This window comes from Brevundimonas sp. UBA7534 (assembly GCF_002479325.1).
Lineage (GTDB): Bacteria > Pseudomonadota > Alphaproteobacteria > Caulobacterales > Caulobacteraceae > Brevundimonas.
In genome coordinates this window covers 12,323-32,721 of record NZ_DLMO01000129.1, presented here as the reverse complement: position 1 = coordinate 32,721, position 20,399 = coordinate 12,323, and the positions used below count along the sequence as shown (strand labels likewise).

Sequence of the window (20,399 nt, the reverse complement as noted above, 5' to 3'; positions counted from 1 at the left end):
ATAGGGCGACCGTATCATGCATGGTCCTTATACGCGCTGTGGACGTCGGCGGATGACAACATCCGAACGCGCCGACGCGACGTATCGAAGCCTAAAGTCACGCCGGAGTCTTCATGCCGATCGCCAACCGTTCCGAAACCACGACCCGGCCGTTGCGGATCGCGGTCGTGGGGTCGGGCATATCGGCCCTGTCCTGCGCCTGGCTGCTGGCCCGTCGTCACAAGGTGGTGGTCTATGAGCAGGCCGACCGGCTGGGCGGTCACACCAATACGGTCGACGTCCAGGGGCCGGCCGGGACCACGCCCGTGGACACCGGCTTCATCGTCTTCAATGACGCCACCTATCCAAACCTGGTGGCTCTGTTCGAGCACTTGGGCGTCGCCAGCCGTGCGACCGACATGTCGTTCGCGGTGTCGCTGGACGAAGGTCGCTTCGAATACGCCGCGCCGGCCCTGTTCGCGCAGAGGCGAAACGCCTTCCGCCCTCGCTTCTGGACCATGCTGCGGGAAATCCTGCGGTTCTATCGGGACGCTCCGGCGCAGTTGGCGACGCTGTCGGACCCCAATCTGACGCTCGGCGACTATCTCAAGCGCGAAGGCTTCAGCGAAGCCTTCCGGGACGACCATCTGTTGCCCATGGCCGCGGCCATCTGGTCGTCTCCGGCGCACACCCTGATGGACTATCCGGCCGAATCCTTCATCCGCTTTTGCGGCAATCATGGCCTGCTGAAGCTGACCGGACGCCCGGTCTGGCGCACAGTCCAGGGCGGCAGCCGCGCCTATGTGTCCCGTCTTGTGCAAGACCTGGGCGAGGGCGTCCGGTTGGCTAACGGCGCGATCGAGGTCCGGCGTGTCGATGGCCAGGTCGAGGTGCTGGACAGTCAAGGGCGCACGGATCGTTTCGACCACGTCGTGATCGGCGCCCACGCCGACCAGGCGCTGGCGATGTTGGCCCAGCCGACCGACGCTGAGCGCGCGCTGCTCGGCGCCTTCCGCTACAGCCGCAATCTGACGGTCCTGCACTCGGACGCCAGCCTGATGCCGCGTCGTCGACGCGCTTGGGCCGCATGGAATTACATCGGCGTCGAGGGCGGTCTGTGCGTCAGCTATTGGATGAACCGGCTGCAGGGGCTGCCTGGCCCCGACCTTTTCGTCACGCTGAATCCTCCGCGCCCGCCGCGCTCGGAGACGCTGCTGAGGACGGAAATCTACGAGCACCCGATCTTTGACCCGGCCGCGATCCGCGCGCAGAAGGCGCTGTGGACGCTGCAGGGGCAGGGCGGTGTCTGGTATTGCGGCGCCCACTTCGGCGCAGGGTTCCATGAGGATGGCCTTCAGTCCGGTCTGGCGGTGGCCGAACAGCTCGGCAGCGTGCGCCGTCCATGGTCGGTCGACAACGAGAGCGGACGCATCAACATCATCCCCAGCCCTGCGGGGCTGGAGCGTGTGGCGTGAAATCCGCCCTTTATCGCGGCGAGGTGACGCACAGGCGTCTTCGTCCCCGCGAGCACAGGCTTCGCTATCGGGTCTTTTGGTTGTTGCTGGATCTAGCTGAACTGGACGAAATCGATGCGAAGTTGCGGCTTTTGTCGCGCAATCGCTTCAACCTGCTGGGATTTCACGATCAGGATCACGGCGACGGATCGACGACGCCCCTCCTTGACCAGGTGCAGCTTCACTTGAGACGGGCAGGCGTCGACGTCCAGGGTGGCGTCGTGCGGCTGCTGACCATGCCGCGCGTCCTGGGCTACGTCTTCAATCCGATCAGCCTGTACTACTGCCACGCCGCCGACGGGCGGCTGGCGGCCGTGATCTATGAGGTTTCAAGCACATTCGGCGAGAGACACGCCTATGTCCTGCCCGTGGACGGCGTGACGGGGAAGGGGATGTTTCGCCAGCAGGCGACAAAGGCGCTGCACGTCTCGCCCTTCATGGGCATGGAGATGCGTTATGCGTTTCAGGGCCGTGCGCCGGACGACCACATGGCGCTAAAAATCAACGGCTCGGACAAGGACGGTCTCCTGATCGCCGCCTCAATGACAGGCCGTCGCCACGCCCTGACGGACGGCGCGATCCTGCGCGCCGCCTTGGCCATGCCCCTGCTGACGCTCAAGGTCTTGGCGGCGATCCACTGGGAGGCGCTGAAGCTGTGGCTCAAGCGCGTCCCCCTGCATCCTGCTCCATCGCCGGATGGGGCTTGAGGGATCAACAGCCGGATTTCGACGACCCGACAAGCGGTAGTCGCGCAACGATGAACGCGAGATCAGACGGCGTTGGCGGAAGCGGCAGCGTCGGATTCAGCGGGGCCGGCCGGGCGCGCGGTCGCCGTCGACTGAGCGCGCGGTGCGGAGGCGGGCGGCGAAGACGAAGCGGGCGTCTGGGCGCCGCGCTGCGGGGCGGGCTTGGCGGCATTCATGTTCGCGGTGGGCGCGGTCTCGGGCAGGGTCCGGCCTTCCTGGGCGAGGACGAGAGAATAGGCGACAGCCTCGCCGGCCTGACGCGCGGCTTCCACGGGGTTGATCGCAGCTTGGATCAGGCGCGGTTGATCAGCATCCGTCGAGGGGCGGGGGGCGTAGGTGAAGGCGCCGCGCGAGCCCGACCGACCGCCGAAACGATAGAACAGATGACTGCCGACCTGGCTGACCCGCACCAGCGATCCGCGCCACGCCGGCGACACGCCGGTGGTGTGGAAGTGAGTGGCGTTTCCGACCGCGGCGTACACGCCGCCCGAAAGCGCCTTCGAGGCGACGTCGCGGGCGCGGTTCCAGGCGGCCTGATTGACGCGTCCGCGCATCACGCCCGAGCAGGTGAAGGAGAATTGGCAGCCGGTGCGGCGCGCGGCGCCCTGATAGACCACGCCGCATACGCTCTTGGGGAAGGCGGGGTGGCGAACGCGGTTCAGGACCACCTGGGCCACCGCGCTCATGCCGTCGCGGCCCTCGCCGCGCGCTTCGTAATAGACGGCCTGGGTCAGGCAATCGAGGTCGCGGCTGGCGTCCAGCGCGTGATCCATGCGGAAGGGCTGGGCCGGCGTGGGAGCGGACAGGCTGGCGCGACGAAGGTTCGGATCGCCGGGGTTGGCCCGGAGCTGCTCCAGGCGGGCGGCCAGGAGTTCGGCCTGGCGGTCGCGCTGGGCCGAGCCCGCGCTGGTGTAGGGATCATGACGTCGGGCGATCGCAAGCGCACTGGCGTCCAGGCCGCCGGCGGCGGCGGAAAGGGCTTCCTCGGTGAAGCCGGCGGCGGTGGCGCCCTGGATACGTTCGGCCTGAGCGCGCACGGTCGTCGCCTGCGCCGCAACGCCGCCCAGATAGGCGGCGCCGATCGCCAGTCCCACCAGACCGCCGAAAGCGGCGGCCGCGTGGACAGGCTTGATCTTCGCCACACGATCGGCAGCCGAAACGGCGCGCGTCTGCGAGGAATGCGACAACGTAGTATCCTAGTCAGCAGGGCTGGAAACGCCGCCCCCGGGGGTAGTCTCGCCGGCCGGGCGACTCTGACGGTCGCGTTCCAGCCTGCAGACGACGTTCGGCTCACGGGCCCGGACGTCGAGGACGGGCCTATATAGCGCTGTTTGTGACCCTAATGTGGTCGATTCGCAAGCTGACGGTTTAGGCGCTGAAGTTTCATGTTTGAGGCGCCGATAAGGCGAGATCTTGGGCGGCTGATCGATGAATAGGTATGAGATGGGAAGCAATATGCTTTGGGTTAAAGTTCGAATACTTTCATCGACTGGACAGCGGTGGGAGGCATAAGCTTACGTTGAGCGAGGCCTGTGCGCAGGGGGCGGCCTAAACTGATGTTGTGATGCTTTGTCGCGCGGATTCGGGAACTGGAGCGGCGCACGGGTGTTTGAAGCGGAGCCATTGGAGGACATCATGACCCGCACCGCCATCCTGACCCTGACCGCCGCCGCCCTCGCTCTCGCTCTCGCGGCCTGCGGGACCACCGTAGAACAGAAGGCGGCCACCGGCGCCGTGGCCGGCGCCGTCGTCGCCGGGCCCGTCGGCGCCGCGGTCGGCGGCGCCGCCGGCACAGCCGCCGCCCACGTTCAGAAGCCGAACTGACGCTGGTTACAAGGTCGCGCCTTGCATCCCGAGAGGCGCGACCTATCTGCGACACATGGCGCGGCTTGTTCAGGCGGCCCGCGCCGAACGCCTGCCATCGACCGCTTCGGACCTTGATTTCGCCGCCGGTTTAGGCTTTGTGCGGCCGCTTCGGGCCGTGCGCCTTTCGCCGCCTGACCCTCGATGGCCGCCGACGCGGCCGCTCACAAGGAAACAGCGCTCGCTCGCATGAGAGACATCAAGACCGGATTCACCGACCGCCTGACCGCCCAGCAGGAAGCCAAGAAGGCCCTGCTCGCCAAGTTCAAGCCCAAGCCCGCCGCACCCGATCCCGAATTCGAGCGGTTGGCCGAGAAGCGCGCCGCCGAAAAGGAGGCGCTGCGCCAGCAGCATGAACTGGCCAAGGCCGAGGTGCGCCGCGAAAAGGCCGAGAAGGAAGCCGCGCGCATGGCGGCTGAGCGCGAGGCTCAGGAAGCGATCGACGCCGAGAAGCGGGCCGACCGCAAGGCCCGCAAGCAACTGACCAAGGAAGAGCAGAAGGCCCGGCGCGATGCGCGTTACGCGGCCCGCAAGGCGCGCCGCTAAGGCCAGCCGTCGCAATATCCGAAGGAAAGGCGCGCCCGGTTTACCGCGGCGCGCTTTTTCGTGTCCGCCATCGTGATGGCTAGACCGGGGGGCCTTCGACCAGGCGGCGGAGCTGGTCGGCGGAATACGGCTTGCGCAGGAAGGGCCACGGCGCGTTGGCCAAAACGCCCTCCACGTCGTCGCCGACATAACCGCTGGTCAGGGCGATACGCATGTCCGGCCATTCGCGCGCGGCCCGTCGCGCCAGATCCACGCCGCTCATCCCGCCCGGCATGACCACGTCGGTCAGCATGAGATCGAAAGGGGTCTCGGCCAGGGCGGCCAGGGCGGCCTCTCCGGTTTCGGCCAGACGCACCTTGAACCCGAAGCCCTCGAGCAGATCGACGGCGACGGCCGCCACATTGGCGTCGTCCTCGACAAGCAGGAGGCGGCGCCCCCCAGCGAAGGCGGGTTCGGACATGGGCGTCGAGCGCTTCAGTCCTTGCGCCGGGGCCTCGGCTTTCGCGAGCGGAGGAAGATAGAGGCGGATTTCCGTGCCGCGGCCGACCGTCGAGGAGACCCGGACGCCGCCCCCCGATTGACGGGCGAATCCATAAACCTGGCTCAGTCCCAGGCCGGTGCCCTTGCCGACCGCCTTGGTGGTGAAGAAGGGCTCGAACACCCGGTCGATGACCTCGGGCGTCATGCCGGCGCCGGTGTCTGAAACGATCACGCAGACATATCGGCCGGCCGGAAGGTCGGGCGTTTCGTCGGCGCCGATCTCGCACGACTGGGTGCGGATGGAAACGCGCGCGGGACGTCGCGGCGCATCGTCGTCGTGATCTCCCGTGACATCGCCCAGGGCGTCGCGGGCGTTGACTATCAGGTTCAACAGGGCGGCCTCGAACTGGGCCGGGTCCACGTTGACCCGCGCGCCGCCACGCTTCAGCCGGACCTGGAAGTCGACTGCTTCCCCGACGGCGCGACGCATCAGGGGCTCGCCTTCCCGGATGAGGGCGTTCAGGTCGACGGCCTCGGGTCGAAGGGGCTGGCGTCGCGAGAAGGCCAGCAACTGATGGGTCAGGCTTTCGCCGCGCCGCGCGGCCGACAGGGCCGCTTCGCCCAGCTTTCTGCGTTTGGCCGGGTCGTCGCTGCGCAGGATGATGTCGAGAGCGCCGATCACCACTGTGAGCAGATTGTTGAAGTCGTGGGCGACGCCGCCGGTCAGGCGGCCGACCGCCTCCAAGCGCTGGGCGTGGAGCAGTTGCGCCTCGGCTTGCGCCTTTTCGGCCAAGGCTTCGCCGACGCGGTCCTCCAGAAGCTCGTTGATGCGCTTGAGATCGTCCTCGGCGCGCTTGGCTTCGGTGACGTCCAGACTGGCGCCGACATAGCCCTGAAAGACGCCCTCGGCGTCGAAGCGCGGCACGCCCTCCGTGCGCAGCCAGCGCTGGCCCAGCGTCGGATGGTTGACCCGACTGAGCGCTTCGAAACGGTCGCGGGCCTCGAAGGCGCGCATGAAGGCGCCGGTGAAGACGGTCTCGTCGTCGGGATGGATCAGGCGCCGCCAGCTGTCGCGCAACTGCCGTTCCGACCGCACGCCGAAGAAGGTGCGATAGAGGCGGTTGGCGAAGACGATCTGGGCGGCGTCGTCGGTCATCCAGACCAGGACCGGCGCGCTGTCGGCGACGGTGCGGAACCGGCTTTCGGATTCCTCCAATCGCGCCTGGGCGTCGCGCATGTCGGTGACGTCGAAGGCCACGCCCACGAAGCCCACGACCTCCGATCCGCTCGTCCGGGGGCGGGAGAAGGACTTGAGCCAGCGCCAGGTCCCGTCATGGCGGCGATAGCGCGCCTCCATCGAGAACGGCTCTCCGGTCGCTTCTCCAGCCAAGGATTCCTCGAGGATGCGCTGCTGGTCGTCGGGATGCAGGCTGGCGCGCCAGTCGGCGGTTCGGGCCGCCTCGTAGGTCGAGCCATAGAAGTCGACATAGGCCTGGTTCACGAAGGTTCGGCTTCGATCCTTGGCTGTGACCCAGATCAGCACGGGGGCCGTGTCGGCGACGGCGCGGAAGCGCGCCTCGCTCTCTCGGGTCTCGGCCTCGGCGCGGGCGCGTTCGATCTGGGCCCAGGTGCGCGCGGCGACTTCTTCCAACAGGGCGGCTTCGGCATCCGTCCAACGCCGGGGCTGGGCGGAATGGACATACAGGAAGGCGCGCAGCCGGCCGCTGCGGATCAGGGGCGCACGCATCAGGGCGCGCGTCTGCAGGGCCTCGAAAGCCGCCGCCGCCTGCGCCGTTCGGGGATCTTCGCGCACGTCCTCGACACGGACGGTCTCGCCGGCGGCGAGGTCGGCGATCAGCGGAGCGCCGAGGTCCTGCAGGCTGAAACGGCCGCGGGCGCTGACCACGCCGTCGGTCCAATCGCGCGTCATGGAGACCTCGCCGGCGCCTTCGTCCACCTCGCCGTAGCCGACGCGGTGGACCTCCAGAAGATCGCCCAGCGCGCGTTCGACCTCGGTCATGATGGCCAGCGGCTCCGTCATGTCGCGCAGACGGTCGACCAGGGCCAGAAGGAAGGCCTGGCGTCGCTGCTGACGGGCTGCGGCGTCCAGGGCCTGCCGGCTTTCGGTGATGTCGAAGGCCATTCCGGCGTAACCCAGAAGGCCGCCCGCATCGTCCAGGCGCGGCTTGACCACGACGCGCATCCAGCGCCAGGCGTCGTCCTGGCGACGGAAACGGGCCTCGAAGGCATGGGGGGCGCGGTCGTCACGGGCCTGTATCTGCCCGGCCAGGACGCGGTCGGCGTCCTCGGCGTGGATGAGGGCGCGCCAGCCCTGGCCGGACAGGGCGGGGCTGTCCGGCCCACAGAAATCGACCAGGGCGGCGTTGGCGAATTGAATCCCCCCTCGCGCATCGGTCAGCCAGATGGGCGCGGGCGCGATGTCGGCCAGCATGCGGAAGCGGCCCTCGCTCTCCCGCATCGCCGCCTCGGCCTCGCGCGTCGCGGTGATGTCGACGCCGCCGGCGACATATCCCATCGGCGCGCCGTCCGGCCCCAGCAAGGCGCGCACGCTGACCAGCGCCCAGATCACCCGGCCGTCGGGATGAACGTAACGCTTGATGAACTGATCGCCGGTGCGGCCATCGGCGATGGCCTTGAGGGAGGCCAGGGTGTCCTCGGCGTCCTCGGGGTGCGACACGTCCAATGTGGCCCGCCCGACCGCCTCTTGCGGCGAAAGCCCGAGAAGCTCGGCGTAGCGGGCGTTGATCGCGGTGATGCGACCCTCGCGGTCCAGCCGGACGATGCCGGCGGCTGACTGGTCGACCAGGGCCTGCAGTTCGGCGCGGCTGCGCGTGAGTTCCGCCAGGGAATCCTCCAGCCGGTGCAGGCTGCGCCTCAGCCAGGCGCCCATCTCGGTGCAGAACAGCCCCACGACAAGGAAGTTGGTCGTGGCCACGCGGCCCAAGTTCGGCGGCATGGCCCGCCCCTCGGGCGTGGTGAGGATGACGACCGCCCATCCGCCCGCGAGGCAGGTCGCGAGCGCCGTCCAGCCGCCGGCGCGGCCGGCCGCCGCCGCCGCGATGATCACCGCGGGCAAAAGGATGATGAAACCCGAGATTTCCGCGTAGTAGCGGGCCGCCGCAGCGCGCACGACCAGGGCGGCGACGGCGCAACCCAAACCGATCAGGACCGCCCCCAAGGCCGATTTCTGTCGTTGGCGAGGAAGCCGCATCAGGAGAGCGTCGACGCCGGAGAGGGCCTTGGCGAAAGCCGCTCTGCTCATTCCCTGTCATCCCCCAAGCGCGTCGACACGCCCTGCGCGCTGTTGCAACGCTTCGGTCCGCCTCGCGTTCCGTAAGGCCCCGAAGCGCCGGACAGCCGGCGTAAGCCTATTCGCACGCATGGAGCAAGCATGACCGCCACCATCGACACCGGCCTATCCGCGGACGACCGAGGCGATGTCGCCGAGCAACTGACCCGTGTCCTGGCCGACGCCTACGCTGTGTATCTGAAGACGCACGGCTATCATTGGAACGTCCGCGGGCCGGAGTTCTTCGCCCTTCACAACCTTCTGGAGCAGCAATACCGCGACCAGTGGGAAGCGCTGGACGAGATCGCCGAGCGTATCCGCGCGCTGGGCGAACTGGCGCCGCAGGGCTATGGCACCTTCGCGAACCTGACCGGCATCCGCGACGGCGATCCCGAAAAGGACGCGCCGGACATGCTGCGCGAACTGATGCGCGATCACGAGACGCTGATCGCCACGATGCGCGCGGCGCTGGAAGTGGCGGACGATGACGGCGACGACGTGACGGTCGATCTGCTGACCCAGCGGCTGGGCGCCCACGAGAAATTCGCCTGGATGCTGCGTTCGACGCTGGGCGGTCGATAACGCCGATTTACGGAACGCCCGAAAACCGCCCATAAGTCCGGGCATTGCCATGGCACGACGCAGTCCTCATCTGAGGGCCGACGCGAGGACCCATGCTGAAACCGGACTGGAAGGCGATCTGGACGGCGCTGCGGCGCTCGGCGGCGGCGATGCCCGCCGCCGGCGCAGTGCTGGGCGTCGCCATGGCCGCGGGGTCGGCGCCACGTCCCAATGCGGATCGGACCGCCGAGGCGGTTGCGCGCATCACCGGCGGGGACATGACCGCCAAGGGGCTGGCGGCGCTGATGGCGCGGCTGACGCCGTCGCAACTGGCTGAGGCCCAGCGACACGACCCGACGCGCGTCGGACCCGCTCTTTACGGCCTGACGCCGGGTTGGGAGACCCTGACTTTGGCGGGCAAGCCTGGTCTGGAGCAAGGCGCGACGGGATTGGAGGCGCAGCAGATGAATGCGGCGCTTCCCGTGGCGTCGGGCGCGCTGCGGCCCGCCCGGCCCTTCGTTTTCAAGGGCGACGCCGACGATCGCCGCCGCGCGCTGCGCTGCCTGACTCAGGCCGTCTATTACGAGGCCGCCCTGGAACCCGACGCCGGTCAGGCGGCGGTCGCTCAGGTGGTGCTGAACCGGGTGCGCGATCCCAACTACGCAAACACCGTCTGCGGCGTGGTTTTCGAAGGCGCCGAGCGCGTCACGGGTTGTCAGTTCAGCTTCACCTGCGACGGCTCCCTGTCGCAGGCGCCCGTGGCCTGGGCGTGGGAGCGCGCGCGCAAGGTTGCGGAGAAGGCGCTGGCGGGCGAGGTGGCGCAGAGCGTCGGCACCGCAACCCACTATCACGCCGACTACGTCCACCCCTGGTGGGCGCCGACTGTGGCCAAGGTCAACCAGATCGGCGCGCACATCTTTTATCGCTGGAAGGGCGTCTACGGAGAGCCCGCAGCCTTCCGCGCCGTTTACAACGGCCATGAGCCGACGATCGACGAGGCGCGCTTCGCCCGTCCGAGGATCGTCGCCGCCTCGGCCGGCGAGGCCACGGGCGGTCCGGACCCGGACAAGGCCCAGGGCGGATCGGCGCCCATGCGCACGGTCGAGATCGACGGCCAGCAGCGGGTTGTGGGCGTGGCCAGCCTGGGCGGGCGTCGTCTGCCCACTCACGAGGAAGTCGCCGCGATCAACGCCCGCCTGCAGGCGTTCGAGCAGCCCAAGTCCACGGCATCGGCAGCTGCGGCCAGCGCTCCCGTGCCCGGCGCCGCCGCCATGGCCGTGGAAGAGGTGGGCAAGCCGACAAACGGATCCGGCTCCTAGTTGCGACGCTTGATCGGTCTGGCGCGTTGACCGCCTTATCGTGGGCGACGCCCATCCTGGAGACCCCGGCTTGACGACCGCCCCAGACGTTGTTTCTCCCGCCTGGGACGAGTCCGACCGCATCGCCGCCCTGCGATCGTACGGCATCCTTGATACAGAGCCGGAAAAGCCCTTCGACGAGCTGGTCGCGCTGGCGGCGCGGGTGTGCGAGGCGCCCATGGCCGTCATCAGTCTGGTCGACGGCAGGCGGCAATGGTTCAAGGCTCGGATCGGGCTGGGCGTTTCCGAAACGCCGCTAAGCACGTCGTTCTGCGCTCTCGCCATGGCGGAAAACGACGGTCTGGTCGTGCCGGACGCCCAACGGGATCCCCGATTCGACTGCAATCCGTTGGTGACGGGCGAGCCGCACATCCGATTCTATGCCGGACGGCGGCTGACGACGCCGGACGGGCTGCCGCTGGGGGCGTTGGCCGTGCTGGACACGCAGCCCCGCGAAGAAGGCCTGAGCGAACTCCAGGCCCTGACGCTGGACACGCTGGCGGGCCAGGTCATGAGCCAGCTGGAATTGCGCCGGGCCCTGCAGCAGCGCGACCAGAGCGAGGACACCGCTAGGCGCGCGTTGGCCGCCTCCAACTACATCGGCGCCTGGGACTGGGACATCGTCGCCGACCGGGTGACCGCCGACGAGCGCTTCGCGGCGATGTACGGCGTGGACCCCGTCGCGGCGGCGGAAGGCGCGCCGATCGCGGAGTTCATGCGCCACATCCACGCCGACGACGCCGGACGCGTCCACGCCGAACTCACGGCCGCGATGGAGGGAGATGGCGACTTCGCCAGCGAATACCGGATCGTCGGCTCTGACGGTCTGATGCGGTGGATGCTGGCCAGAGGCCAGGTCTATTTCGATCGGGATGGCGCGCCGGTAAGGTTCCCCGGGGTGGCGGTCGACATCACGGCGCGGCGTCAGAAGGACGACGATCTGGCGGCCATCGCCGCCCGGCTCAGCGAAAGCGAGGCGCAGTTCCGCGCCCTGGCCGACGCCATGCCGCAGATGGTCTGGTCGACCAAGCCCGACGGTCTGCATGACTACTACAACGCCCGTTGGTACGAGTTCACCGGGGCGCCGTTCGGCTCCACCGACGGGGAAGGCTGGAACGACATGTTCCACCCCGAAGACCAGGAGCGCGCCTGGTCGCGCTGGCGGCATTCGCTGGCCACGGGCGATCCGTACGAAATCGAATACCGCCTCAAGCACCATTCGGGCGTCTATCGCTGGACCCTGGGCCGGGCCATGCCGATCTTCGACGAGAATGGTCGAATCTTGCGGTGGTTCGGGACCTGCACCGATATCGATGAGCTTAAGAAGCTGGAGCAGGGTCGCGAGCTGGTCAGTCAGGAACTGAGCCACCGGATCAAGAACATCTTTGCCGTGGTGAGCGCCCTAGTCGCCCTGTCGGCGCGGCAATACCCCGAGGCGCGCGCCTTCGCCGCCTCGCTGCGGACGCGGATCAACGCCCTGGCGCGGGCGCATGAATTCGTCAGGCCGCATACCGAGACCTCTCGCATCACGGTCGGAGCGACGACGCTGCATTCGTTCCTCAACGACCTGTTCACCGCCTATGCGGACGAAAAGGGCGCGCCCCGCGTCATCGTCTCCGGCGACGACGCTGTGTTCGACGATCAGGCCGCGACATCGGTGGCCCTGCTGTTCCACGAGTTGGCGACGAACGCCGCCAAGTATGGCGCGCTTTCGCAAGATAACGGGACGATCGATCTGACCACGCATCAGGACGGCGACCGCTTCCTCCTGACCTGGACCGAGCGAGGGGGGCCCGAGATCACGGGCGAGCCGACGCGGTCGGGGTTCGGCTCCTCCCTGGCGACGTTGTCGGTGGAGGGCCAGCTTGGGGGGCGGCTGACGCGGGAATGGCGTTCCGAGGGGCTGAAGATTGTTGCAAATTTGCCCGCAACCGCGCTATCGCGACGCCGCGCGGCCGAAAAGTCGCGGTAATTCGTGGCGCGGTTGAAACCCAATGCGGCGCCTCGCGTTGTGTGCGTTCCCGAACATAAGCCCCCTGCATGAGCCCGCGCATCCTGATCGTTGAAGATGAAGCCCTGGTCGCCATGGAGCTTCGTTTCGTGCTCGAGGATTTGGGGTACGAGGTGGTCGACATCTGCGCGACGGCCAAGTCCGCGCTGAATACGGTTCGCGAAACGGAAATCGACCTAGCCCTGGTGGATATTCACCTGTCTGACGGCGCGACCGGTATCGAGCTGGGTCGGCGCCTGGGTCAGGAGATGGGCGTCAGCGTCCTGTTCATGACCGCAAATCCCGGCATGGTGAGAGAGGGCGTGGCCGGCACCATCGGCGTGCTGTCCAAGCCCACCGACGAGCGCGCGGTGCAGACGGCCGTGGACTACGCCCTGCGTCGGCGTCAGGGCGAGCCTGTGGACTACGCGCCGCCGGGGCTCCAGCTGTTCGGCTGATCGTCCGCCGCGCGGTTGCGGCGGCGCCGGACGCGCCTATGTCGAGGGCTCCCCGAAATGGAGCCTGTCATGAAGGACCTGACCAAACGCCCCCTGGGCGACAGCGGCCTTGAAATCTCGCCTCTGGTGTTCGGCGGCAATGTGTTCGGATGGACGGCCGACCAGCCGACCTCGTTCGCCTTGCTCGACGCCTTCGTCGAGGCCGGCTTCGACGCGATCGACACCGCGGACGCCTACTCACGCTGGGTCGAAGGCCATGAGGGCGGTGAGAGCGAGACGGTGATCGGCGAGTGGCTGAAGGCGCGCGGCCGGCGCGACGACGTCAGGATCTTCACCAAAGTGGGCTCGGACATGGGGCAGGGGCGCAAGGACTTGTCTCCCGCCTGGATCGAGACGGCGGTCGAGGCGTCGCTGCGACGGCTGCAGACCGACTATATCGACCTCTACCAGACCCATTGGCCCGACCCCGAGACCCCGCAGGAAGAGACGCTGCGCGCGCTGGATCGGCTGGTGCAGGCGGGCAAGGTGCGCGCCATCGGCGTGTCCAACCACGACGCCGCGCAGGTGCGCGAGGCGCTGGACATCTCTGCTCGAGAGGGGCTGGCGGCCTATGCGTCGATCCAGCCGCACTACAACCTCTACAGCCGCGACACGTTCGAAGGCGCGCTGCAGGATCTGGCGGTGGAACGCGGGCTGGGCGTCGTCACCTACTTCAGCCTTGAAAGCGGCTTCCTGACCGGCAAGTACAAGAACGCAGACCAGATCGCGGGAACCGCGCGAGAGGGCATGCTGAAGGGCAAGTTCGACGAGCGGGGCGTGCGGATCCTGGCGGTGCTGGATGCGGTGGCCCAGAAGAACGAGGCGACCCCTGCCCAGGTCGCCCTGGCCTGGCTTCTGGCGCAGCCCGGCGTGACGGCGCCCATCGTCAGCGCCACCTCCACATCGCAACTGGACGACACCCTGAAGGCGGCGACGCTGCAGCTGTCGAAGGAGGACCTGGACGATTTGACGGACGCCTCAGCCTACTGAGGCGTCAATATTCGCGAGGAAGAGAAGGAAAGACGATGGTGGGTGATCACAGGTTCGAACTGTGGACCCGCTGATTAAGAGTCAGCTGCTCTACCAACTGAGCTAATCACCCGACCGGTCGTCTTGGCTTCGTCAGGGGCGCGAGCGCCCTTGGCGAAGGGCGCTCCTACTACCCAGCCCGTTCGACCTTGGCAAGCGCTTTCGCAAACTTTCTTCGCCGGTCTATGGTCGCGCCCGAGACGCGACGCGACGTAAGGCGCAGGGGATGATTCACCAAAGAGCGGGGGCGGGCTGATGGCGCGTCGGGACCTGTCCGGCGCGGTCGATTTCGCCGTGCTGGAAATGATGACGGGCGGCGATGCGGCGGTGTCCGAGGAGGTGTTGGGCCTGTTTGTGGAACAGGCCGGCCTGTGGTCCGCCATGCTGGACCCAAGGGGCGAGGGCTGGCGCGACGCGGTGCACACGATCCGCGGTGCGGCGGCGGGCGTCGGCGCGGGCGAACTGGCGCGGGTCTGCGCCGAGGCGGAAGCCGCCGACCCCGCGCTGGCCGCGCCCGCGCTGGATCGCGTCAGGACGGCCCTGGACGCCGCGCTGGCCGACGTGGCGGCCTATCGGCACGAACTGATGCTGGCGGGACTGAGGCGCTAGGACCGCGTGCGGTCGTAGGTCGCGAATTCGTGGGCGATGCAGCGGTCGATCAGCAGGCGCCAGACCGGCTCGGCGATGTCGGGCGACAGGTCGTGGGCCTGGGCGGAGACCAGCACCTTGGCCACCACGTCGTCGATGCGGGCCTGGTCGAAGACGGCGTCGCGATCCGGCTTGATGCGGGCGGCGGCGTCCATGTAGCGCTGGCGTTCGGCGATCAGGGCGACAAGCGCGCGGTCCAGGGCGTCGACGCCCTGGCGGACCTCGGCCATCGACTGGCATTCGGCGGGATCGACACGGGGATCGACGGCGACAAGGGCAGGGTGGTGCATGGCCCGGCTTTCGCCGGGATGAGCGGATTTTTCAACCCTTAGCCGACGAAGGCGCGCTCCAGGACGTAGTCGGCGGGTTCGGCGTTGGAGCCTTCCTTCAGGCCGTAGGTCTCCAGCAGTTCGCCGGCTTCCTTGATCATGGCCATGGAGCCGCACAGCATGGCGCGGTCCTTTGCGGGATCGAACCCTTCCGGCAGACCCAGGTCGCGGAAGAAGTCGCCGGACTTGATCCGGTCGGTGATCCGGCCGGGGGTCTGGAAATCCTCGCGCGTGACGGTGGGGTAGTAGGTCAGCTGGGCCCGCGCCTCGTCGCCGACCAGCGGGTCGTCGTGGATCTCGCCGCCGAAGAAGTCGCGATAGGCCAGGTCGGCCACGTTGCGAACGGTGTGGATGACATAGACATGGCCGAAGCGGGAATAGGTCTCCGGGTCGCGCGCCACGCTGAGCCAGGGCGCCAGGCCGGTGCCGGTGCCGATAAGGAACAGCCGCTCGCCGCCGGTCAGGGCGTCCAGCACCAGGGTGCCGGTCGGCTTCTTGCCCATCAGGACCGTGTCGCTGGGCTGGATCTTCTGCAGGCGGGACGTCAGGGGGCCGTCCTGGACCTTGATGGAGAAGAACTCCAGCTCCTCGGCCCAGCAGGGGCTGGCGATGGAATAGGCGCGCAGGACCGGCTTGCCTCCGTCTTCGCCCGGCAGGCCGATCATCACGAACTCGCCCGAGCGGAAGCGGAAATCCTCGGGCCTGCGGATGCCGAAGCTGAACAGGCTGTCGGTCCAGTGGCGAACCCACAGCACCTCCAGGTCATGGAAGGGGCTGGCCTTGACGGGGGCGGGGGAGAGGGCGGCGTCGGTCATCGCGCGGTATCTAGTGTGAGAACACTTCGCAGGGAAGGAAAAGCCGGGTCGGGCATGACGAGATTTCCTCGTGACGGCTGTAAGCCCGGCCGCTAGCTTGCCGGTCATGCGCAATCTCCTGCTCGCCTCGACCATCCTCCTGTCGGCCGGTTCGGCCCATGCCCAGGGCCAGGAGGGAGGAAGCGCCGATCCCTCGATCCTGACGCCCGAGCGCGTCTTTTCCAGCCCCGGGCTGAACGGTCCGGTGGCGCGCGGCGTCAGCCTGTCGCCGGACGGGCAACTGGTCGCCTTCCTGCGTCCACGCGAGGACGACAACGACGTTCAGGACCTGTGGGCCGCGCCGGTCGGGCCGGGCGAGCCCTACAAGCTGATCGATTCCCGCGCCCTGGTCCCCGACGCCGGGGAGCTGTCGGAGGCCGAGAAGGCCCGGCGGGAGCGGATGCGGATCAGCGCGCGCGGCGTCGTGGAATATTCCTGGGACAAGCAGGGCCGCTACATCCTGGCGCCGCTGGAGGGCGATATCTTCCTGGCCACGCGGGCCGACGGCTCCGTGCGGCGCCTGACCGAGACGGAGGCGGACGAGATCGACGCCAAGGTCTCGCCGCTGGGCAACTTCGTCTCCTACGTCCGTGACCAGGATCTGGTCGTCTATGATCTGGCCGACGGCCAGCAGACGCCGGTGACGACAGACGGCGACGGCCTGGTCACCTGGGCGACGGCCGAGTTCATCGCCCAGGAGGAGATGGACCGGGACACCGGCTATTGGTGGAGCCCGGACGAACGCTACATCGCCCTGACGCGGGTGGACGAAAGCCCCGTCGACGTGGTGCCGCGCTTCGAGATCAGCGGCGACGGCGCGACGGTGGTGCAGCAGCGCTATCCCCGCGCCGGTCGGCCGAACGCCCTGGTCGAACTGTACGTCCAGGATCGTCAGAGCGGCCGTCGAGTGAAGGTCGACCTGGGCGCGAACACCGACATCTACCTGGCGCGGGTCGACTGGGCCGGCGATGGGAAGACGGTATATGTTCAGCGCCATTCGCGCGATCAGAAGACGCTGGACCTGCTGAGCGTGGATCCGGCTACCGGCGCCTCACGCGTGATCCTGAGCCAGAAGGCGGACGCCTGGGTCGATCTGAACAATGATTTCCGGGTGCTGAAGGACGGCCGCTTCCTGTGGTCGAACGAGGACTCGGGCTGGCGGCACCTTTATCTGTACGACCGCAACGGTCGGATGGTCCGGCCGATCACGCGCGGCGACTATCCGGTCAAGCATCTGGACGGCGTGGACGAGACCACGGGCGACGTCTTCTTCACCGCCTCCATGCGCGACGACGAGGAGATGCCGATCGAGCAGCAGATGTTCTGCGCCAGCCTGAACCGCACCATAGAGCCGGTGGCGGTGACGCCGGCCGGCGGCTGGTGGAACGTCTCGGTCAACGGGCCGGCGACCGCCTATGTCGGCAACTATTCCGATCCGAAGACGCCCCCGCAGTCGGCCCTGTACAGCATCGACGGCCAGCGCATCCGCTGGATCGAGGAGAACCGGCTGGACGAGGGGCATCCCTTCCACCCTTACGTCTCGCACCTGCCGACGCCGGAATACGGCACGCTGCAGAGCCACGGCGAGACGCTGGTGTGGCGCATGACCACGCCGCCGGGGTTCGATCCGTCGAAGAAGTACCCCGTCGTGATGCAGGTCTATGGCGGGCCGGGCACTGGGGCCGGTGTGCAGAAGAGCTGGCAGCCGCTGACGAACCAGCTGCTGGCCGACGCGGGCTATGTCGTCTTCCGGCTGGACAACCGGGGCGAGGGCGACCGGTCGCAGCGGTTCGAGACCAGCATCTATCGCCAGCTGGGTCTGGCGGCGGTCGAGGACCAGACCCTGGCGGCCCAATGGCTGAAGCAGCAACCCTATGTCGACCCGGACCGGATCGCGGTCATGGGCTGGAGCTTCGGCGGTTTCCTGAGCCTGCTGACCCTGACCCAGCCCGAGGCGGGCCTGGCCGCCGCCCTGGCCGGCGCGGCGCCGACCGAGTGGAGCCTGTACGACACCCACTATACCGAGCGGTACATGTCCACGCCGCAGGACAACCCCGAAGGCTATGCCGAGACGGACATCCTGCCGCGCCTGGATGACCTGACCGGGCGGCTGCTGATCCTGCACGGGATGGCCGACGACAACGTCATCTTCGCCAACGCCACCCGCGTCATCGACGCCCTGCAGGCCAAGAGCGTCCCGTTCGAGATGATGCTCTATCCCGGCCAGCGGCACGGCGTCCGCGGCGATCCTCGGCAATTGCAGCAATGGCGAACCTATCTGGACTTCCTCGACCGCACGATCGGGCCGCGCTCGGTTTCCGAAACCGACTGATCGCGCTTGCGGCCGCGCTGGCCCTGTCGGGCTGCGCGGTCGGGCAGGGCGGCTATCCGGCGCCGGCGACGGTGGTCGAGGCCGGACGCGCGGCCGACACCGCGCACGCCGTCCTCCGCTGGAATGACGCGGTCTCGGCGCCGGTGCGCGGCCCGCTGGCGGGCATGCCGATCCTGCTGAAGGACAATATCGAGACGGCGGACATGCCGACCACTGCTGGCTCCCTGGCGCTGGCGAACAACGCGCCGGGTCGTGACGCGCCGCTGGTCGCCCGTCTGCGAGCCGCCGGCGCGGCCATCGTCGGCAAGACCAATCTGTCCGAATGGGCCAATATCCGTTCGTCGCGTTCCATCAGCGGCTGGAGCGCGGTGGGCGGGCAGACGCTGAACCCGTACGACCCGGCGCGGACGCCGTGCGGCTCATCCTCCGGCAGCGGGGCGGCGGTGGCGCTGGGCCTCGTCCCGGTCGCCATCGGGACGGAGACCGACGGCTCGATCACCTGCCCGGCCTCGGTCAACGGCGTGGTCGGCTTCAAGCCGACCGTAGGACTGGTGTCGCGAACCCACATCGTGCCCATCAGCCATTCGCAGGACACCGCCGGCCCCATGGCCACGACCGTGCGTGACGCCGCACGGGTGCTGACGGCGATCGCGGGGGCCGACCCGGCCGATCCGGCGACGGCCGAAGCCGATGCGCGCAAGGTCGATTACGCCGCCGCGCTGGACGTCGGGTCGCTGCGCGGCGCGCGCATCGGGGTGATGCGTTTCCTGACGGGCTATTCCGCCGAGACCCAGGCCGTGTTCGAGCGAAACCTGCAGGCCCTGCGCGACGCGGGCGCAATCCTGGTCGACCTGCCCGAGGGGCCCGACGGGCGGGCCCTGGGCGCGGCCGAAATCAAGGTGCTGCTCTACGAGCTGAAGCACGATCTGAACGTCTATCTGGCTTCGACCGACCCGGCGCAGGTGAAGACCCGGACCCTGGCCGACGTCATCGCCTTCAACGCCGCCGAGCCGCGCGAGACCGTGCTGTTCGGCCAGGACCTGTTCGAGCGCGCGCAGGCGACGTCCGGGCTGGACGACCCGGCCTATGTCGAGGCGCGCGCCGTTTCGCTGCGGCTGGCGGGGGCGGACGGGATCGACCGGCTGATGCGTGGGCACGATCTGGTCGCCCTGATCGCGCCCACGACCTCGCGCGCTTGGACCAACGATCGCGAGGACCAGGACGACATGCAGGGCTCGGCCAGTCAGTTGGCGGCGGTCGCCGGTTATCCGCATCTGACCGTGCCGATGGGTTTCGACCGGGGCATGCCCGTGGGCCTGAGCTTCATCGGCGGAAAATGGGAGGACGCGCGCATCCTGTCGCTGGGCTACGCCTTCGAGCAGGCGACCCACGCACGCCGCCCGCCGGGTGCGGTTTCGCACTGAGGAACCGGCAGGGCCGGCGCAGACTTGAGGTGCGGGCGGGCCGCCGGGGCGCCGCCGCACGGAGGCTCCATGAGCGACGTCATCGCCAACATCTTCGGTTCGGCGGCCGCCGTCTGTTCGGTGACCAGTTTCGCGCCCCAGGCGATCAAGATCTGGAAGGAGCGCGACGCCTCCTCGGTCAGCCTGAAGACCTATTCGCTGACCGTGACCTGTTTCGCCCTGTGGGTGGTCTACGGCGTGATGACCCAGGCGTGGCCGGTGACGGCGGCGAACAGCTGCGCCCTGGTGATGGCGGCCTGGGTGCTGGCGATGAAGTGGCGCTTCCGCGACGGCGATCCGGACGCGAGGGAAAACGGGGCGTGACGATTTGATGCGGATCAAGGCGGCGGATTCGCGCGGGGTCCAGCATACGGTCAAAGGAGAGACCCCATGCCCGCATCCGCCATTCCCGTCGTCATTCTGGTCGTCGCCGCCTTCGCCGTGTTCATGTGCGCTCTGGGCGGTGGCGCGGCCTGGTCCAACGCCCGGCCCAAGTGACGCCAGCTTTACCCGACGTGATCTTGGCGCCCCGGCCGATGCGGGTTACGCCGTCTCCTCAACCGTTCTCAAGGGAGACGCCCCCCATGCCTGATCTCGCTCAAGTCACTGAACACATCCGCGGCGCCGTCGGCGACAACTCCGGCCTCGGCAAGACCGTGAAGCTCGACCTCGGCGACGAGGGCAAGATCTTCATCGACGGCGCGTCCGTGCCGAACACCGTCACCAACGAGGACAAGCCCGCCGACGCCACGGTGTCGATGAAGTGGGATGACTTCATGGCTCTGTCGGAAGGCAAGCTGGACCCGATGATGGCCTTCATGCAGGGCAAGCTGAAGATCGCCGGCGACATGATGATCGCCCAGAAGCTGGCTCCGCTGCTGAAGCGCTGATGACGCGCTG

At 68.2% G+C, this 20,399-nt stretch carries 18 protein-coding genes and 1 tRNA gene; 14 read left to right on the top strand and 5 right to left on the bottom strand.

The features are described from left to right. Positions 1 to 113: 113 nt before the first annotated feature. Positions 114 to 1,454 carry an NAD(P)/FAD-dependent oxidoreductase gene (locus B2U11_RS10510; protein ID WP_292071600.1) on the top strand — a complete coding sequence of 447 codons (1,341 nt, stop codon included), beginning with the start codon at positions 114 to 116 and terminating at the stop codon, positions 1,452 to 1,454. Continuing rightward, entirely contained in the window at positions 1,451 to 2,200 is a 750-nt protein-coding gene (locus B2U11_RS10505) for a DUF1365 domain-containing protein (RefSeq protein WP_292071598.1), read from the top strand. The genes B2U11_RS10510 and B2U11_RS10505 overlap by 4 nt, the downstream gene beginning before the upstream one ends. 62 nt (positions 2,201 to 2,262) lie before the next feature. On the opposite strand, the gene B2U11_RS10500 is transcribed toward B2U11_RS10505, so the two are convergent. Continuing rightward, positions 2,263 to 3,426 (bottom strand): cell wall hydrolase, encoded by a 1,164-nt coding sequence (locus tag B2U11_RS10500; RefSeq protein WP_292071596.1) that lies wholly within the window; start codon positions 3,424 to 3,426, stop codon positions 2,263 to 2,265. A gap of 448 nt (positions 3,427 to 3,874) precedes the next feature. Between B2U11_RS10500 and B2U11_RS10495 the strand changes: the two genes are divergently transcribed. Together B2U11_RS10495 and B2U11_RS10490 are read left to right on the top strand one after the other, a co-directional pair. Further along, a complete protein-coding gene (locus tag B2U11_RS10495; protein ID WP_292071594.1) occupies positions 3,875 to 4,063 on the top strand; it encodes a hypothetical protein in 189 nt (62 codons plus the stop codon). A 228-nt stretch (positions 4,064 to 4,291) separates the two neighbouring features. Then, positions 4,292 to 4,648 (top strand): DUF6481 family protein, encoded by a 357-nt coding sequence (locus tag B2U11_RS10490; RefSeq protein ID WP_292071593.1) that lies wholly within the window; start codon positions 4,292 to 4,294, stop codon positions 4,646 to 4,648. Positions 4,649 to 4,727: 79 nt separating this feature from the next. Here the strand turns inward: B2U11_RS10490 and B2U11_RS10485 are convergent, their stop codons facing one another. Next, positions 4,728 to 8,411, bottom strand: coding sequence for a PAS domain S-box protein (locus B2U11_RS10485; protein ID WP_292071591.1), 3,684 nt, complete (start codon positions 8,409 to 8,411; stop codon positions 4,728 to 4,730). 129 nt (positions 8,412 to 8,540) lie between these two features. On the opposite strand from B2U11_RS10485, the gene B2U11_RS10480 reads away from it, so the two are divergent. The 5 genes from B2U11_RS10480 to B2U11_RS10460 all read left to right on the top strand — a co-directional run bounded on the left by B2U11_RS10480 (position 8,541) and on the right by B2U11_RS10460 (position 13,834). Then, complete coding sequence (locus B2U11_RS10480) at positions 8,541 to 9,020, top strand: Dps family protein (RefSeq protein WP_292071589.1); 480 nt, start codon at positions 8,541 to 8,543, stop codon at positions 9,018 to 9,020. Between the two features lie 92 nt (positions 9,021 to 9,112). Then, entirely contained in the window at positions 9,113 to 10,318 is a 1,206-nt protein-coding gene (locus B2U11_RS10475) for a cell wall hydrolase (protein WP_292071587.1), read from the top strand. A 70-nt stretch (positions 10,319 to 10,388) separates the two neighbouring features. Continuing rightward, complete coding sequence (locus tag B2U11_RS10470; protein WP_292071585.1) at positions 10,389 to 12,329, top strand: PAS domain-containing protein; 1,941 nt, start codon at positions 10,389 to 10,391, stop codon at positions 12,327 to 12,329. Between the two features lie 68 nt (positions 12,330 to 12,397). After that, a complete protein-coding gene (locus B2U11_RS10465; protein ID WP_292071584.1) occupies positions 12,398 to 12,805 on the top strand; it encodes a response regulator in 408 nt (135 codons plus the stop codon). Between the two features lie 69 nt (positions 12,806 to 12,874). Further along, positions 12,875 to 13,834 carry an aldo/keto reductase gene (locus tag B2U11_RS10460; protein WP_349680722.1) on the top strand — a complete coding sequence of 320 codons (960 nt, stop codon included), beginning with the start codon at positions 12,875 to 12,877 and terminating at the stop codon, positions 13,832 to 13,834. Between the two features lie 36 nt (positions 13,835 to 13,870). Here B2U11_RS10460 and B2U11_RS10455 read toward each other — a convergent pair. Then, positions 13,871 to 13,946 (bottom strand) — tRNA-Lys (locus B2U11_RS10455). Between the two features lie 182 nt (positions 13,947 to 14,128). Between B2U11_RS10455 and B2U11_RS10450 the strand changes: the two genes are divergently transcribed. After that, the gene (locus tag B2U11_RS10450; RefSeq protein WP_292071582.1) at positions 14,129 to 14,482 is read left to right on the top strand and encodes an Hpt domain-containing protein; all 354 of its coding nucleotides are present in this window, start codon (positions 14,129 to 14,131) and stop codon (positions 14,480 to 14,482) included. On the opposite strand, the gene B2U11_RS10445 is transcribed toward B2U11_RS10450, so the two are convergent. Further along, positions 14,479 to 14,811 carry a chorismate mutase gene (locus B2U11_RS10445; protein WP_292071581.1) on the bottom strand — a complete coding sequence of 111 codons (333 nt, stop codon included), beginning with the start codon at positions 14,809 to 14,811 and terminating at the stop codon, positions 14,479 to 14,481. The genes B2U11_RS10450 and B2U11_RS10445 overlap by 4 nt on opposite strands. A 38-nt stretch (positions 14,812 to 14,849) precedes the next feature. Continuing rightward, a complete protein-coding gene (locus B2U11_RS10440; RefSeq protein WP_292071579.1) occupies positions 14,850 to 15,665 on the bottom strand; it encodes a ferredoxin--NADP reductase in 816 nt (271 codons plus the stop codon). A gap of 106 nt (positions 15,666 to 15,771) precedes the next feature. Here B2U11_RS10440 and B2U11_RS10435 point away from each other — a divergent pair, with 106 nt between their 5' ends. The 4 genes from B2U11_RS10435 to B2U11_RS10420 all read left to right on the top strand — a co-directional run bounded on the left by B2U11_RS10435 (position 15,772) and on the right by B2U11_RS10420 (position 20,389). Further along, positions 15,772 to 18,036: a S9 family peptidase gene (locus B2U11_RS10435; protein WP_292071577.1), complete on the top strand. Its 2,265-nt coding sequence runs from the start codon at positions 15,772 to 15,774 to the stop codon at positions 18,034 to 18,036. Next, positions 17,970 to 19,460 (top strand): amidase, encoded by a 1,491-nt coding sequence (locus B2U11_RS10430; protein ID WP_292071575.1) that lies wholly within the window; start codon positions 17,970 to 17,972, stop codon positions 19,458 to 19,460. The genes B2U11_RS10435 and B2U11_RS10430 overlap by 67 nt, the downstream gene beginning before the upstream one ends. Positions 19,461 to 19,529: 69 nt before the next feature. Beyond that, complete coding sequence (locus B2U11_RS10425; RefSeq protein ID WP_292071573.1) at positions 19,530 to 19,823, top strand: SemiSWEET family sugar transporter; 294 nt, start codon at positions 19,530 to 19,532, stop codon at positions 19,821 to 19,823. Between the two features lie 260 nt (positions 19,824 to 20,083). Further along, on the top strand, positions 20,084 to 20,389 hold the full coding sequence (locus tag B2U11_RS10420; protein ID WP_154726859.1) for an SCP2 sterol-binding domain-containing protein: 306 nt from the start codon (positions 20,084 to 20,086) through the stop codon (positions 20,387 to 20,389). Positions 20,390 to 20,399 lie beyond the last annotated feature (10 nt).